This window comes from Microbacterium umsixpiens (assembly GCF_053543675.1).
The window spans coordinates 2,203-16,610 of the sequence record NZ_JBLVOH010000209.1 but is presented as its reverse complement, the minus strand read 5'-3'; the positions used below and the strand labels follow the sequence as shown (position 1 = coordinate 16,610).

The window sequence follows — 14,408 nt, the reverse complement described above, 5'->3', positions numbered from 1 at the left end:
CGCCGACCAGAGTCTTCTCAGAAGTCCCAGTTCTTCCCGGCGGAGGCCAGGAGGCGCGGAATCATACGGTTTCTGCCGATCCATCTGCCTGCTCGTGCCTTGTGCGTGCCACTCGCGGCCCCCTGCCGCTCTGGCCGCTATTGCGGACCACAGCACTTCTTTTGAGAGTTTACTCGACGCGGAACTACCTGAACATCTCGACTCAGTTCTCCGGCTCAACGGCTCGATGTCAACCGTGGCGCCCCGGTGCTCCTGGGCAAGCTGGCGCGCAAGCGCGAAGCGGCGTATGTGAGCCCTACACACGCCGCTTCGATGCTCGCCGGTCGAGTGAAACTACGCCTGGATGAAGGCGAGGATGTCGGGGTTGATGACGTCGGCGTGCGTGGTGAGCATGCCGTGCGGGTAGCCCTCGTAGATCTTGAGCGTCGCGTCGCTGAGGATCTCTGCCTGCTTGACGGACGCATCCTTGTAGGGCACGACCTGGTCGTCGTCGCCCTGCAGCACGAGTACCGGCACCGTGATGGCCTTGAGGTCGTCAGTCTGGTCGGTCTCTGAGAATGCCTTGATGCCCTCGTAGTGTGCGAGCGCGCTACCGGTCATGCCCTGACGCCACCAGTTGGCGACCACGGGCTCAGAGAGCTCCACGCCTTCGCGGTTGAATCCGTAGAACGGCCCGGATGCGACCGCCTGGAAGAACTCGGCACGGTTCGCGGCCAGCGCTTCACGGAAGCCGTCGAAGACCGAGATCGGGGTGCCCTCGGGGTTTGCATCGGTCTGCACCATGAGCGGAGGAACGGACGATACGAGCACGGCTTTCGCGACGCGGCCCTGCGGCTCCCCGTACTTCGCGACGTAGCGGGCGACCTGCCCACCACCGGTGGAGTGCCCGATGTGGATGGCGTTCCGGAGATCGAGGTGCTCGACGACCGCGTTCACGTCGCTGGCGTAGTGGTCCATGTCGTGCCCGACGCTGGTCTGCGAGGAACGGCCATGGCCACGACGGTCGCTGGCGATGACGCGGAAGCCCTTCCCGAGGAAGTAGAGCATCTGCGCGTCCCAGTCGTCCGACGACAGCGGCCAGCCGTGGTGGAACATGATGGGCTGGGCGTCGCGGGGACCCCAGTCCTTGAAGTAGATCTCTGCGCCATCTTCGGTGGTGATGAATCCCATGATGAGTCCTTTGCGTTGTTGTCGAGCGACTGCCACGACGGGGAGGGTAGATCGCGCCACCCGGTGGGGCGGCGACTGCATTCAACGTAACTTTCAGGTTCCCGGAACGGCTCCGACAATTGCCTACACTCGTTCCTACGTCCTTCCAGCCCGACGTGCAGGGCTGCGAGAAGGGGATCCCCTCTCAAGGAACGGGGGATGTGCGTCGGTCGACGTCCAATTACCGTGGACTCGGCGCCCCGCCGGCGTTGAATCTCTCACCCGAAGGACTCCTCTGATGGTCAGTATCCAGATCAAGCGCGCGTACGAGCCGGCAGACGCAGAGGACGGATATCGGATGCTGGTCGACCGTCTGTGGCCACGCGGCGTCTCCAAGGAACGCGCAGCCCTTGACGAGTGGTTCAAAGAGATTGCCCCGTCGCCGGCGCTACGCACGTGGTGGAATCATGATGCAGCCCGTATGCCCGAGTTCTCTGCGCGATATGACGCTGAGCTCGAGGCCGACACCACGGCAGTGGAGCATCTGGTCGACGTCGTCCTCACGCACGATGTGGTGACGTTGGTCTACGCCGCTCACGATCCGATGGTGAATCACGCGGTTGTGCTGAAGAGGTTTATCGACATGCGACTGGCCGATCCGGCATCACAGCGGTAGGCCTTCGCCGAGTCTGACGCCGTACCAGGCAATCGCCCTCGCGACCGGCAGGCGCTCTTCCTCATAGCTCGCACTAGCGTTGTCGACGCTCGACGAACGCAGCGCGCGTGTCAGTGCGAGCGCGTCTCCTGCGGCCTTCGCCGCCCCCATTGCAGTGTGCGGCCGGACCACCGCACCGGCATCGCCGAGAAGCAGGGCACGGTCCCTGACGAGACGAGGCGCGACGTAGTCCAGCACGCCTTGCAGGAAGGGCCGCTGCTCGATGCCCACCACAGCAGCGAACTGAGGTGGCAGACGATGTTGGGCAGCTTTCATCAGGTGGGCGACGACGGCCGGGGGCGTCTGGCCGGGTGCTAGCGATGTTGCCTCGGTTGCACGCCCCACGGACGTCATCAACTCTGACAGCTCGAGCGCGCTTAGTGAGCGGTACCAGACCCAGTTGTAACGTCGGGTCCCGGGTCGGGTTTGCCCTTCCGGACCGGGGACGAGATATCCGAGGGCATGCTCTCCAGGTCCGGTGTAGAACGTCATTCGCCGGAAGAGCGTGTCGGCGGCTCCGGCCGGGACGAGATCTTCGGGGATCAGCCCCCGCCAGATGGCGTACCCGACGTACGCCGGTTCGGGCGCATCTGGGGTAACGAAGCGCCGGGTGTGTGAGTGGGCTCCGTCCGCGCCGATGAGCAGGTCCGCGTCCCGTTGTTCGCGGCCTGCGAGGAATCTGATTCCGGCTTCGGCCGCGTGTACATCGGAGACGGGACAATCCAACACGTATCGAGATTCGGGAACGACATCGCGCAGCCCGTCGTACAGACGATCCCAGGAGAGCTGAGTCTGCTCAGCCTGCTCTCGATGGCGGATGGCGCCTCGAAGATCGAGACTGATCCGCTCCACGGAGGTGACACCCGGTACCACGCCTGGAGCAACCCCCGCAGCTTCTAGGGCCGTGAAGACCTCATCTTGTGCGACGAGGCCGGCCCCCCTGGCACGAAGTCCGTGGACGGACTTCTCGTATACCGTGACGTCGTGACCGGCCCGATGCAGCATAGCGGCGGCGAACAGGCCCCCGATGGATCCGCCAGCGATGGCGATGCGGTGGGCGGCGGTTGCTGGTCTGGTCATGCAGTCACGGTATCGACGGCAGCTCGGGCTCCCCTGCGACATGTGTCGGGAGCGAGTAGGACTACAGATTAGACGCGGGCCCACGCCGCAGGACGAGGTGCGGGCCAGGCGGGGGCGATGCCTTGTTTCGGTGCGGTGATGGAGCTCGAGGGGTATGTCGCTGCGAGACGATGCTCGGCTGAGGGCGATGTGGTGCACAGCGCGACTGCGCGTTGCAGAGCGGCCGTGCCGGTGTGGTCATGCCGCTTGCGTGCAAGCTCGACGTGTTCTATCCAGCTCGACAGGGTGTACATCTCCAGAAGTTCGCCGCTTTCGTCAGGCGCTTCGTACAGCGCCCAGGAGCGCGCGCCGAGCCTGAATCGGAGTGTGCTCACCAGCTGCATCAGGGCACGGAATTCGTGCTGGTGAGCATTGGGAACCGAGTAGCGGACGCAGACCAGAGTCTCGCGCTCCCCGTCGCCAGCGTCGTGAGGCCACTCTCGCCCCATCCGGCGACGCGAGCGAACGGAGGTGCCGCCGCGGGTGAATGGAACGAACACTTGCATGATGGCGAGGCATGAGATGACGATGCCCGAGGCGACGAGAACAGCGTCCGTGCCGATGAGCGTGGCGGCGCCTCCGCTCACGGCAGCACCGATGGCTGTGCCGCCATAGAGCACGAGTTGGTAGATCGACAGCCCGCGAGTGCGTACGTCTGCCGGCAGGGAGGCTTGCACGACGGCGTTGATGGTGGCGATAACGCCGATCCACCCCGCTCCCGCAGCGACGAGGGCAATGAGTGTGGCCCACATCTGCCCGGTGAAAGTCAGAACGCACAGCGACAATCCGAAGAGGCCCATCGACGCGAGCAGAACTGCGTTGGTCCCCCAGTACGACCGGCCTTGCGAGACGAGGCCCGCCCCGAGCACGGCGCCGGCACCGAGCACTCCGAGAAGCATCCCGTAGCCGTCGGCGCCAAGCCCGAGCGTGCGTTGCGCAAAGACGGGCAGGAGCGCCCAGAGTGCGTTCGCTGGAATCAGGAAGATCAGAAGACGTATGAAGAGCGTTCGCACCGTGGACGAGCGAAGAACGAAGCTGACGCCTTCGCGTGTGGCATCGAGGAACGGCTCGGGGTGAGTCTTCGGTGCCCGGTAGTTCCGCCACAGGAGCAGAGCAGCCAGATACACGATGAAGGAGAGCGCGTTCGCCACGAAGACTGCCGTGATCCCGAGCTGGGCGATGACGATGCCGGCCGCCGCCGGCCCCACCGCCCGCGCGACGTTCACGCTGATGGACGACAGCGACGCGGCGTCCGACACCTGCGCACGAGGGACGACGTCTGAGATCACTGACTGCGCCGCTGGCATCTGGACCGCTGCCGCCGCTCCCAGGAGGAAGGTCAGCGTCAGAAGGGTACTCGCCGGCAGATCGCCTGCGGCGGACAAGGTCACCAGCGCGAGAGAGGCCAACAGCTGCACGGTTTGCGTGACAACCATGACTGAACGCCTATTCAAGAACTCTCCGATGACCCCAGCAGGCAACGCGAGGAGGAGGACCGGTGCCGCCGATGCCGTCTGCACGAGAGACACGAGGCCCGGCGAACTCCCATCGGCCACGAGTTGCCACTGCGCGCCGATGGTCTGCATCCAGGTGCCGATGTTGCTGACGAGGCCAGCTGTCCACAATAGCCTGAAGGCAGGCACTCCGAGTGGCGCGAGCGGGCGTCCCCGTCGACGGCTCGCTTCGCGGCGTGATGCGGCGCGCGTCAGATGCGGAGCGGTGGTCATGGTGGCTTCTCAGAATCTGCGACTTAGGTGACCGCGTCTGCGGCGTCGAGAATGAGCCGCGCCACGTCCGCGGGATGGGTATGCATGATGAGGTGCGGCCCGGGAAGCTCCCGCACCTCGCGCGCTCCCGCACGCTCGAGCCCGAAACGCACGAGGTCAGGGTTCACGATGTGGTCGAGGGTGGCGACAATGCCCCAAGTGGGGCGAGAGCGCCAGGCGGCGTGCGTGGCCGGTTCGTTGAGTACCGCAGCATCCAGCGGGCGCTGGGTGACGGCGAGAACGGCGGCCTCGTCGGCGGGAACGCCGAGGGCGGCCAGGAACGGGAACTCGTCGATGGCGATAGATACCTCGCGTCGGGTCGCACCTTCGCCCGTGGCGTAGGGGCGGTAGTCGAAGAAGTTCGCTGCGTTCGTTGCGGGGAAACGCTGGCGAACCTCGTTTGAGCTTTCGTTCTCGTCGAGCACGAAGCCGGCGACGAACACGAGCCCGCGAACGTTGTCTGCGGTGCCCGCGACGGAGGCGACGGTCGCGCCGTATGAGTGGCCGACGAGGAGAACGGGACCGTCGATGCTTTCGACGAACGACCGCACATACGCCGCGTCCGCCGCGAGGCTGCGGTTCGAGACGGCGGGAACACGTACCTCGATCCCTGCTCCCATCACCCGCATCGCCACCGGCGACCAGCTCGCCCCATCAGAGAACGCACCGTGCACCATCACGACGGTCGGCTTCTCACGCATATTCACTCCCTTAGTCCCCGAGATCTCCTGTCGAGTCCAACGCTAGGAGCGTGGGCCGCGCCCCCGCTCCTACGCGTTGTCGTTACTTGACTGGACGGGTGTCGGAAACTGCGTTCGCGTCGAGGAACACTCGGACGACGTCGTTGAACGCCTCCGGATTCTCGAGGAACGGGAAGTGAGAGCTGGCCACTTCTTTCGGGAAGATGTGTACGAGCGCTCCGGGGATCCGCGACGCGACGTAGCGCTGGGATTCTGGGGAGACGTGACTGCCGTCACAACCCAGCACGAGGGTGGGCGCGGTGATGGTGGGAAGCAGTTCTCGCCAGTCCTGTGCGCCGTGGTCGAACAGCAGTGGAGAGGCAACGCGAGGCGGCGTCTGAGCGACCTCTGACGCGACGAACGTCCACAGGTCCTCGTCCACGGGCCCGGTGAACATGCTCCGTACGAACGCGCGTGCCGTTGCTTCCCCTTCGGCTTCGTCGGCGATGGCGTTGGCTAGAGCGCCCAGACCTTCTGCGGGCAGGATGCAACCAGCGGACTGCTGCTCTTGCGCGCTCATCCACGGTTGCGCGACGACCGCGGCCGGCTGGTCCACCAGCACGAGGCTTCGAACACTGTTATCTCCGAAGAGCTCAAGGTAGGACCAGATGACGGAGACTCCCATCGACCAGCCGAGGAGGTCGACGGTTTGAATGCCGAGGTCGTCCAGGATGTCTCGGAGATCGGCGGCAAGACGGGCGATGCGGTGACCTCGCACGGGCTTCTCGGACCTTCCGTGCCCACGCATGTCGTAGGTGATTACGCGGCGGTCCCCGAGGCCCTCACGCTGGTGTCGGAACATCTCCTGCGATTGCGACCACCCATGCAGCATCAGGATCGGGATGCCGTTTCCGCCCGTGTCGTGCAGTTCCAGGGTCACACCGTCGCTGGTCTGGACTTGCCGGTTTCGTGCGTTCATTGGATGTGACCTGCGTTCTCCCAGTACGAGGCGAGTTTCAAGCCGAGGTGCAGGGCGCTGCGCTTCATCCCGTCGTCCATCGCGTCTTTCACCACTTGGGGCATGTTTTCCAATCGGTAATAGAGCGTCGTGCGGTGGATGTGCAGCTCCTCGCACACGACTTTGATCTGGTGGGCGTGGTCGAGGAGGGTCTCGATGGTCTGGCGACGCAGGGGATCCGCGTCGTGGATCAGGGTGTACGCGGCTGGTGAGTACCACTGCAGCCGGTTCGGGTCTGAGACGACATCCGCGATGAGCAACCAGGGGCCGACGTCTTCAGCGCGCAGGCTCTTGCCGAGTTCCGGAAGGAGTTCAGCGACTGCAGCTGTTGCGACTGCTCGGTCAGCGACTGGTCGCACATCGATGTCCGTCTCCGAGAGGTGGGCTGAACCGATTGCCCGCAAGAGCACCCCGGCGCGCGCCGCCTCCGCTGCGATGAGGTCATCCGTTCGCGCATTCTCTTGTGAGCGCTCCAGGAACAGCAGGGCAGCTCCGATTTCTCCCATGAACATGAGAGTGGCTTTCGCCACGCTCTCCAGGGCCCGCCCGAGTGAGGCGCGCTGGACGACCGATGTGTCATGCCCGACGGACACGGCCCGGACGATTGTGGCCGGGTTACGAGATACGCCGTGAGAGCGGACGGCAGTGCTGAGCGCGTCTCGTCTGGCAACAGGATCTGCGGCGAGAAGATTACGGATCACCATCTCGCGCGTAGATCGTCCCGGTGTCTCGTGCTGCTCGGCCGCGAGATAGTCACGAGCGATGTCCACCGCCGCGTCGACTGCTCGGAACTGCGAGGACGTCAGCGGCGGAAGCCCACCTGTGATCAACCACATGAACCCAAGCAGCGTTTCGTTAGCTCGAATCGGAACGGCCAGACGTTCGTGCGCGCCGAACTGCTCGAGGTTCACCGTCTGCGGCCGCCGGGCGGAGGACAGATGGATGCTCTCCAGATACGCGCGCTCGCGCGGCGGCGTCGCGCGTCCGAGGAGCCCACGTGCACGCAACTCGTCGATCTCTTCACCCTGCGCACTGGAAACCATGGGGCGGTACTGCGCATCATTGATGACCACCGAACGGCCAAGGTCTTCCGCAAGGTCGTCCACGAGTGTCTGCAGGCTCATACGCCTCCGATCCCCACTACGTCGCCACAAGCGCTCAGACGATGCATCATGATTCCTCTCTCCGGCCACACTCGCGCCCTCGGTCTCAACATAGGAACGTTCGACCGGCGGCAATGCGGCCCAATTTTGTACCACCCAGGATGCGGAGGCAGATCCAACGGTACGAACGGTTGAGAGCGTTCACATCCCCTCTCCGATATCTCCACATCACCTCGAAGCGACTGCGCAACGTTCGCTCAGGAATAATGGGGGGATGCACGACCGACACTCCGGCTTCGCCGTTGCGTCAGACCGCGCCTTCCTTGCCGGTTCCACGACGGCGGCCAGCACGCCGCTCCGCGGACGCGACGACATCACCTCGTCCCTCATCGCGTCCATTGAGCGCTCTCTCACCGGCGCCCCCACGCCCACGCTCATCCGCGGTCGCGCGGGCATGGGAAAGACCCGCCTACTGGCTGAAGTGCTCGCGTCCGCGGAACGACGAGGCTGGTCCACCCTCACTGTCACTCCCGATGTTGACTCGGGCGCGGTTCCACACGGCGCGTTGACTGAAGCGATGCTCCGCGGCACTCCACCCATGGCGACCGAAGACGACGTTCGTCAGGTTCTGACTACCGGGGAGCCGCAGTACTGGATCACCCGACTCCTGACCGACAAGCTGGAAGCCGCAGCCGCGACGACGGGCGCTGCTGTCGTCGTCATCGACGATCTGCAATGGTTGGATGCTGCATCTGTAGGGATCCTTCTGCGGTCAGCGGCCGCCCTTGGGGATCAGCCGATCGCCTGGGTGCTGGCCAGCCGCTCAGGTCAGTACAAATCAGCGCACGCGCGAGCCGCGGAGTACGTCGAACGAACCGGGTCGGTCATCGACCTCGAACCCGTGACCGCTCATGCTGCGCTCGAGATCGCCACGGACCTCGCCGGCGCGACCCTCGGGCCAAAGGTCGAGGCCGCCCTTGAGCGCACCTCGCACATCCCTCTTCTCGTCGTCGAACTGCTCCGGGGTCTGCAAGAAGAGGAACTTCTCAAGGCTGATGACGGAGTCGTCGACGCCATAGGCGCCGCTGTGCCCGCCCGGTTCGGCGCGGCATCGCGGCAGCGAGTCGCCCATCTGTCTGAGGACGCTCTAACATTCGCTCAGGTTGCCAGCCTGTTCGGTCGACGGTTTCAGCTATCTGACGTCTTACGCGCGACCGGAGCCACGGCGGTCGCCTCGATGTCCGTGGTACGGGAGCTACTAGGGGCTGACTTCCTCGTCGAGGATGGGTCGACGCTCGCGTTTGTGCACGACACCGTCCGAGAAGCGGTCGAAGCGACGATCCCCACGTCTGTCCGCAGAGCGATGCTGCGCGAAGTCGCACAGCTTCGTCTCGCGTCCGGCGAACCGGCGTCCGCCGTCGCCGCAGCACTTGTCGAGGCTGCTGAACCTGGCGACCAGCAGTCGTTCGCTCTGATCCGCGACGCGGCGCAGCAGTTGGCCGCTTCCGATACCTCCCAGGCCGCGGATCTCGCGGCAGCGGCTCTGCGCCTGTCGAACAACATCCCCGCTTTGGCGGAAGACAGCACCGACCTTCTGCCGTACCTTTGGGCGGACGGGCGGCATGACGCGGCCGATGACGCGACCCGGGCACTCGCACCGTACCTGTCACCGGAGTCCCGAGCTCGTGTCCTTCTCGGCGCTGCCCGCCGCCAGACCGAGGCTTCTTTCGACCAGGCCATCGCGACGTGCGATGAAGCGCTCGCGCTGGCGGGCATCGAACGTTCGACGCGCGCCGATCTGCTCGCCGTGAGAGCGCTGAACTGCGCAAACAAGGCGGATTTCGTCGAGCTGACACGCACCCTGGCGCTCGCGCGGGAGGTCGCTGACCCTAATGTCGACCACGAGGCGTTGGCGACGGTCGACGCGACCGAGTCCGTGTACGCGTTCAACAGCAACCGCTTCGACGACGCGGTGGCACTCATGCAGGCAGCGTCGGAGCGTGCGACTCTGGCTGGCCTGGACGTGGCGCGGTGGGTGCCGGAAGGGCTGTGGGACGCGTTCCTCCACAACTCCATGGGCGACGCCGAATATGCGCTTCAGCTCGTCGATGAGGGGCTCCGCTCCGCGCTCGCGTCGAAGGCGGCCGTCGCCGAAGCCTATTGGATGATGGTTCGCGCCCGCGTCCTGCATGACCTCGGCCGGTTGGAGGAGGCGAGGCTGCAGGCGGAGGCGGTACTCGCTCTTGCCGATGAACTCGGACTCGGCGACTTCGCCAACGCGACCGCTGGCATCGTGTTGTTCCGAATCGCCCTCCGAATCGGCGACACGACTCTCCGCCAACAGTCCGAGCCCATCGTCGAAGCTCTCGCGTCCGGTGGAGGTGTGGTGCGGGCAGGACAGTGGATGCTGGTCCTTCGAGCCCTGAACGACGGGAGCGTGGATGACGCGGTGGCGCATAGCGCGCTGGCGCGGGAGTCGCTCCACGATCCGATTCCCGCGATGACGACCCCCTCGGACTTCGCAGACGATCTGCTCCTGATGGAGGTCGCGATCCGTTCCGATGACGAGGAACTCGCACGAGAGGTCATCTCGCGAGCTCGTATTCGGTACGACCACAATCCAACCAGTGCATACTGCCGAGCTATTCTGCAGGCAGCTGAAGGCTGCCATATCCGCGACGCACGCATGCTGTCGGGGGCAGCCGACACGTTTCGGCAGCTGGACCGACCGCTCATCCTCGGCCTTGTCCTCGAATTCTTCGGTGCCGCGGAGTCAGATACCGGTCGAGCTGTGCTGGCGCTGGACGAGGCTCTCACGATCTACGAGGCCGCCGGTGCGCACCGCGACGTCAACCGTGTGCTGCAATCTCTTCGGCGACGCGGGGTACGGCGTCGTGCAAACGCTCAGGGGAACCCGCAGATGCTCTCACCGCGTGAGCAGCAAGTTCTTGAGCGCGTCGCCAGCGGCGCGACGACTCAGCAGATAGCGGATGCGCTGTTCATGTCGCCCCACACTGTCGTATCCCACATACGCCACATCTACGCGAAGTCGGGAGTGAACTCCCGCAAAGCGCTACGCGAATGGCATCAGAGGCGCACGACCCGAATGGCATCAGAGGCGCACGACGCGAAACCAGTCACCGCTCATGCGTGAATCTGGTTCCATGCACTGATCTGCGCGCCTTCCAGACGGAAGCTCGCGAACCCCATGACCTCGACCGTCGACGTGCCGGGTAGACGCAGATGCAGACGCTGCTCGGTCAGCACCATGTCACCGCAGACGGCCACCGACGTCAGGTCAGTCGTCCAGTGGTCGAAGCTGTCGTGGACATCCGCAATCATGCGAGTGACAGCTGAGCGACCGAACACGCTCTTGCTCGCGGACGGTCGGTAGAGCACGTCCTCGGTGAGGAACGGGTACAGCTCGGCGTGTGCTCGGTCATTCAGCAGTGCGACGAAGTCGCGAACGATGAGTTCTCGCTCGAGTTGTTGGATCCCGGTATGTGCCTCGCGGCCGATGGCGTCCATGGTGTCTCCGTTCAGGTCGTGTGGCACTCACGGTAGGACGGGTGGAGACCGCGATCTTCCGACGTCCGTTCAGTCCCCTATGGACAGTTCGTGCAGGGTTCACACCGCTCTCGGACGCGGGCACCGACCGTCGCACGCACTCTCGTCACGTGTCGGAAGAGGACAGCCCCGCCCGCCGTCAGGATGGAGCGGATGACCACCGGGAGAGAGAGCAGGCTGGCGATGAACAGTGCTGAGGCGGGGCCGACACAGGCACCCGGTGCCCCACTCACTGCGAACGCGGTCTTCCTGGTCGTGACCATAGCGCCGGACGGCATCGACACCGTCCGTGATGTCCTCGCCGATCTCTCCGATTCGATGAAGGCCATCACGTTCCGATTTCCAGACGCGGCATTGACCTGTACCGTCGGTATCGGCAGCGGTGTCTGGGCGTCGCTCGTGCGGAGTGCTCCTCCCGCCCAGCTTCGCCCCTTCACGCCGGTCGTCGGTGCGGTGCATACGGCGCCCGCGACGGCCGGGGATCTGCTCTTCCACATCAGGGCCGAGCGCGCCGACGTCTGCTTCTTCTTCGAGAAGAGGCTGCTTGGCTACCTCGGCGACGCGGTGCACGTCATTGATGAGACCGTCGGGTTCCGGTCTTTCGACCGTCGCGACCTGCTCGGCTTCGTTGATGGCACGGCGAACCCGGTCGGTCCTGCGGTTGATGACGCCGTTCTGGTCGGCGACGAGGATCCCGCGCACGCCGGAGGCACCTACGTCGTCACCCAAAAGTACGTCCACGCGATGGCGTCCTGGGATGCCCTCCCCGTCGACACGCAGGAGCGGATCCTCGGCCGCACCAAGGTGGACGGCATCGAGCTGGATGACGCCCCCGTAGGTCAGCAGTCACACAAGTCTTTGGCCACCATCGAAGACGAGCAGGGCGTCGAGCACGACATCATCCGCGACAACATGCCGTTCGGCAGCCCGGGCGCGGATGAGTTCGGGACGTACTTCCTCGGCTACAGCCGCGACCTGTGGGTGATCCAACAGATGCTCGAGCGGATGTTCATCGGAGAGCCGGCGGGGATGCACGACCGACTGCTGGACTTCTCGACCGCCCTCACCGGTTCGGTATTCTTCGCGCCGTCCGCCGCGGAGCTCGACGCGCTCGGCGCTGAGTGAGCACAGCTCTGTGGCGGCAGCTGTTCGCCCTCCGGTCGGCAACACGTCAGTGGCCGGGTGCGGTGCAAGCGGCGGCCGCCATCACTGTTCCGCCCCTTCTCGGCGTGCTCGTCGATGAACCGCGCTGGGGATCGGTCGCATCCATCGGCGCCCTCATCGTGCTGCATCTCCCGGACCGGTCACGCAGAGAACGTGCTGTCGCGCTGCCGGTCATCGCTGCCGCTCTTCTGGCGGCCGCAAGTATCGGTGCTGCGCTAGGCACAGCGCTCATTCCCAGCCTCTTAGCCATGGCCGTCATTGCCATCGGTGGGTCGTTCCTCGCGCAGGCTCTCTCGGTCGGACCGCCAGGTGCGTTGTTCCTTGTCCTCATCACAGGCTCCGCCGGCCAGCTCGTCGCACCAGCATCTGCCGGCGGGGCGGGTATGAGCTATCTCGAGGTTGTCACCTCCCTCGCCGGAGGTGCGCTTGTCGGCTATCTCGTCGTGGTGGTGCCGTTGGTGGTGCCGACGGTACGAGCCAGCGACCAGAAGATCTTTGCACGACGCACCCGCTGGCACTTCGCGGTTCCCGCATCCGTTCGCGTGGTCATCGTTCGCATCGCCGCGGCCGCCATCCTCGCAGTACCGGTCAGCGCGTTCCTCGGCCTGCATCACGCGGCGTGGGTGATGCTGGCGTGCCTCGGGATCCTGCAGAAAGATGCGGACGTGCATTCCGCGATCCTCCGGGGCGTGCAAAGACTCATCGGCACAGGGCTCGCCATCCTGCTGGTCATCGTCCTCGCGGTCATTGAGCCTCAGGGGTTTGCCCGGGTCGCGTGGGCAGCCGGACTGATCTTCGTCTTCGAACTCCTGCTGCATCGAAACCTGACCTGGGCTCTCGCTGCGGTCACTCCGATCGCGGTGCTCCTCGCCTCCGCGGCAGGGCAGTCCATCGGTGCGGTCGCAGACGAACGCGTGGTGGACACTCTCGCCGGTGCGGGCATTGCGGCACTCGTTCTCCTCGCGGCCGTCGTAGTCGAACGCCGTCGAAGCGCCGTCGGCTCGACACATGTCTGATGACCTTCGAACGCTCGGCCTACGGAAGTTCGGTTCGGCGCCAGCAGAGTGAGAGGAAGCCACAGAAGGGGCCGACCATGCCAGAGATCCTGCAAGCCGGAGAACGCGCACCGCGCTTCGCTCTTCGTGTGACCGCCGACCAATCGCTGAACTCAGACGAGCTCCTCGGTAGCCCGGTAGTGCTCGCCTTCTATCCCGCCGACTGGAGTCCCGTCTGCGGCGACCAGCTCTCCGTCATCAACGAGGCGCTGCCGCTGATCCGCGCACGCGGGGCGCAGGTCGTCGCCGTGTCCGTCGACAACGTGTGGTCGCACGAAGCGTTCACCTCGGCCCATTCGCTGCACTTCCCACTGCTCAGCGACTTCGAACCCAAAGGCGCCATCGCGCGACTTTTCGGCGCGTACGACGACACCGTCGGAGAAGCCCGCAGAGCCCTCTTCGTCATCGACTCCGCCGGCGTCATCGCCTGGAGCTACCTCGCACCCGTCGCCGTCAACCCCGGCGTCGACGGTGTCCTCGACGCCCTCGACGCTCTCACTCACCACTGAAAGGAGAGGACCATGTCCTCACTTCGCGTTCCCGTCTCATCGCACGACCACACCCAAGGCCCGGAGGATGCGGCGGTGGTCCTCGTCGAGTACGGCGACTACCAGTGCCCGTACTGCGGCGCCGCCTACCCCGTGGTCAAGGATCTACTGGCGTCCTTCGGTTCCCAGGTGCGCTTCGTCTTCCGGAACTTCCCTCTGGCGGAGGTGCACGCCGAAGCTGTCGATGCGGCATTCGTCGCCGAGTTCGCGGCCGAGCACGGCAAGTTCTGGGAGGCGCACGACCTCCTCTACGAACACCAGCCGCAACTCGGCTCCGACCTCTATGCGTCGATCTGCGAGCGTTTCGGCCTACCGCTGGACGAGCTCCGAACGGCTGTGACCGAAGGGCGCTACCTCGCTCGGATTCGTGCCGACGAGGAAGGAGGGATCCGCAGCGGCGTGAACGGGACACCCACGTTCTTCCTGAACGGCCACCGCCTCGACAGCGGAACCGAGGGGCTCCCCGAAGCGCTGGCGGATGCGATCCGCCGTTCCGCCTGAACCACGAAAACAATGAAGGGGGG

The 14,408-nt window shown here is 65.2% G+C and carries 13 protein-coding genes; 6 read left to right on the top strand and 7 right to left on the bottom strand.

Annotation, left to right across the window (positions count from 1 at the left end; translation table 11 throughout):
- Window positions 1-333: 333 nt before the first annotated feature.
- A complete protein-coding gene (locus ACNPM4_RS18035) occupies window positions 334-1,170 on the bottom strand; it encodes an alpha/beta fold hydrolase (protein WP_448986628.1) in 837 nt (278 codons plus the stop codon).
- A 277-nt stretch (window positions 1,171-1,447) separates the two neighbouring features.
- On the opposite strand from ACNPM4_RS18035, the gene ACNPM4_RS18030 reads away from it, so the two are divergent.
- Complete coding sequence (locus ACNPM4_RS18030; protein ID WP_448986604.1) at window positions 1,448-1,825, top strand: DUF488 domain-containing protein; 378 nt, start codon at window positions 1,448-1,450, stop codon at window positions 1,823-1,825.
- Here the strand turns inward: ACNPM4_RS18030 and ACNPM4_RS18025 are convergent.
- The 5 genes from ACNPM4_RS18025 to ACNPM4_RS18005 all read right to left on the bottom strand — a co-directional run bounded on the left by ACNPM4_RS18025 (window position 1,814) and on the right by ACNPM4_RS18005 (window position 7,571).
- Window positions 1,814-2,944 (bottom strand): FAD binding domain-containing protein, encoded by a 1,131-nt coding sequence (locus ACNPM4_RS18025; RefSeq protein WP_448986603.1) that lies wholly within the window; start codon window positions 2,942-2,944, stop codon window positions 1,814-1,816. The genes ACNPM4_RS18030 and ACNPM4_RS18025 overlap by 12 nt on opposite strands.
- Before the next feature lie 68 nt (window positions 2,945-3,012).
- Window positions 3,013-4,710, bottom strand: coding sequence for an MFS transporter (locus tag ACNPM4_RS18020; RefSeq protein ID WP_448986602.1), 1,698 nt, complete (start codon window positions 4,708-4,710; stop codon window positions 3,013-3,015).
- 23 nt (window positions 4,711-4,733) lie between these two features.
- Window positions 4,734-5,450, bottom strand: a complete 717-nt coding sequence (locus ACNPM4_RS18015; protein WP_448986601.1) for an alpha/beta fold hydrolase — start codon at window positions 5,448-5,450, stop codon at window positions 4,734-4,736.
- An 82-nt stretch (window positions 5,451-5,532) separates the two neighbouring features.
- Window positions 5,533-6,369: an alpha/beta fold hydrolase gene (locus ACNPM4_RS18010; RefSeq protein WP_448986600.1), complete on the bottom strand. Its 837-nt coding sequence runs from the start codon at window positions 6,367-6,369 to the stop codon at window positions 5,533-5,535.
- A 35-nt stretch (window positions 6,370-6,404) separates the two neighbouring features.
- On the bottom strand, window positions 6,405-7,571 hold the full coding sequence (locus tag ACNPM4_RS18005; RefSeq protein ID WP_448986599.1) for a helix-turn-helix domain-containing protein: 1,167 nt from the start codon (window positions 7,569-7,571) through the stop codon (window positions 6,405-6,407).
- A 253-nt stretch (window positions 7,572-7,824) separates the two neighbouring features.
- On the opposite strand from ACNPM4_RS18005, the gene ACNPM4_RS18000 reads away from it, so the two are divergent.
- On the top strand, window positions 7,825-10,704 hold the full coding sequence (locus ACNPM4_RS18000) for a helix-turn-helix transcriptional regulator (protein ID WP_448986598.1): 2,880 nt from the start codon (window positions 7,825-7,827) through the stop codon (window positions 10,702-10,704).
- Here ACNPM4_RS18000 and ACNPM4_RS17995 read toward each other — a convergent pair.
- Window positions 10,695-11,078: a nuclear transport factor 2 family protein gene (locus tag ACNPM4_RS17995; RefSeq protein ID WP_448986597.1), complete on the bottom strand. Its 384-nt coding sequence runs from the start codon at window positions 11,076-11,078 to the stop codon at window positions 10,695-10,697. The two genes, ACNPM4_RS18000 and ACNPM4_RS17995, sit on opposite strands and share 10 nt — an antisense overlap.
- 192 nt (window positions 11,079-11,270) lie before the next feature.
- Between ACNPM4_RS17995 and ACNPM4_RS17990 the strand changes: the two genes are divergently transcribed.
- The 4 genes from ACNPM4_RS17990 (at window position 11,271) to ACNPM4_RS17975 (ending at window position 14,385) form a co-directional block, all read left to right on the top strand.
- Complete coding sequence (locus ACNPM4_RS17990; RefSeq protein WP_448986596.1) at window positions 11,271-12,242, top strand: Dyp-type peroxidase; 972 nt, start codon at window positions 11,271-11,273, stop codon at window positions 12,240-12,242.
- Window positions 12,243-12,529: 287 nt separating this feature from the next.
- Entirely contained in the window at window positions 12,530-13,297 is a 768-nt protein-coding gene (locus tag ACNPM4_RS17985; RefSeq protein WP_448986595.1) for an FUSC family protein, read from the top strand.
- A 77-nt stretch (window positions 13,298-13,374) separates the two neighbouring features.
- On the top strand, window positions 13,375-13,845 hold the full coding sequence (locus ACNPM4_RS17980; RefSeq protein ID WP_448986594.1) for a redoxin domain-containing protein: 471 nt from the start codon (window positions 13,375-13,377) through the stop codon (window positions 13,843-13,845).
- Between the two features lie 12 nt (window positions 13,846-13,857).
- Complete coding sequence (locus tag ACNPM4_RS17975; protein ID WP_448986593.1) at window positions 13,858-14,385, top strand: DsbA family protein; 528 nt, start codon at window positions 13,858-13,860, stop codon at window positions 14,383-14,385.
- Window positions 14,386-14,408: the final 23 nt, after the last annotated feature.

Bases quoted from the DNA above. Each gene is read 5' to 3' on its own strand.
- ACNPM4_RS18000 (WP_448986598.1), top strand. From the start codon at position 7,825: ATGCACGACCGACACTCCGGCTTCGCCGTTGCGTCAGACCGCGCCTTC.
- ACNPM4_RS18030 (WP_448986604.1), top strand. From the start codon at position 1,448: ATGGTCAGTATCCAGATCAAGCGCGCGTACGAGCCGGCAGACGCAGAG.
- ACNPM4_RS17975 (WP_448986593.1), top strand. From the start codon at position 13,858: ATGTCCTCACTTCGCGTTCCCGTCTCATCGCACGACCACACCCAAGGC.
- ACNPM4_RS17985 (WP_448986595.1), top strand. From the start codon at position 12,530: ATGGCCGTCATTGCCATCGGTGGGTCGTTCCTCGCGCAGGCTCTCTCG.
- ACNPM4_RS18025 (WP_448986603.1), bottom strand. From the start codon at position 2,944: ATGACCAGACCAGCAACCGCCGCCCACCGCATCGCCATCGCTGGCGGA.
- ACNPM4_RS18015 (WP_448986601.1), bottom strand. From the start codon at position 5,450: ATGCGTGAGAAGCCGACCGTCGTGATGGTGCACGGTGCGTTCTCTGAT.
- ACNPM4_RS17995 (WP_448986597.1), bottom strand. From the start codon at position 11,078: ATGGACGCCATCGGCCGCGAGGCACATACCGGGATCCAACAACTCGAG.
- ACNPM4_RS18005 (WP_448986599.1), bottom strand. From the start codon at position 7,571: ATGAGCCTGCAGACACTCGTGGACGACCTTGCGGAAGACCTTGGCCGT.
- ACNPM4_RS17980 (WP_448986594.1), top strand. From the start codon at position 13,375: ATGCCAGAGATCCTGCAAGCCGGAGAACGCGCACCGCGCTTCGCTCTT.
- ACNPM4_RS18020 (WP_448986602.1), bottom strand. From the start codon at position 4,710: ATGACCACCGCTCCGCATCTGACGCGCGCCGCATCACGCCGCGAAGCG.
- ACNPM4_RS18035 (WP_448986628.1), bottom strand. From the start codon at position 1,170: ATGGGATTCATCACCACCGAAGATGGCGCAGAGATCTACTTCAAGGAC.
- ACNPM4_RS17990 (WP_448986596.1), top strand. From the start codon at position 11,271: ATGACCACCGGGAGAGAGAGCAGGCTGGCGATGAACAGTGCTGAGGCG.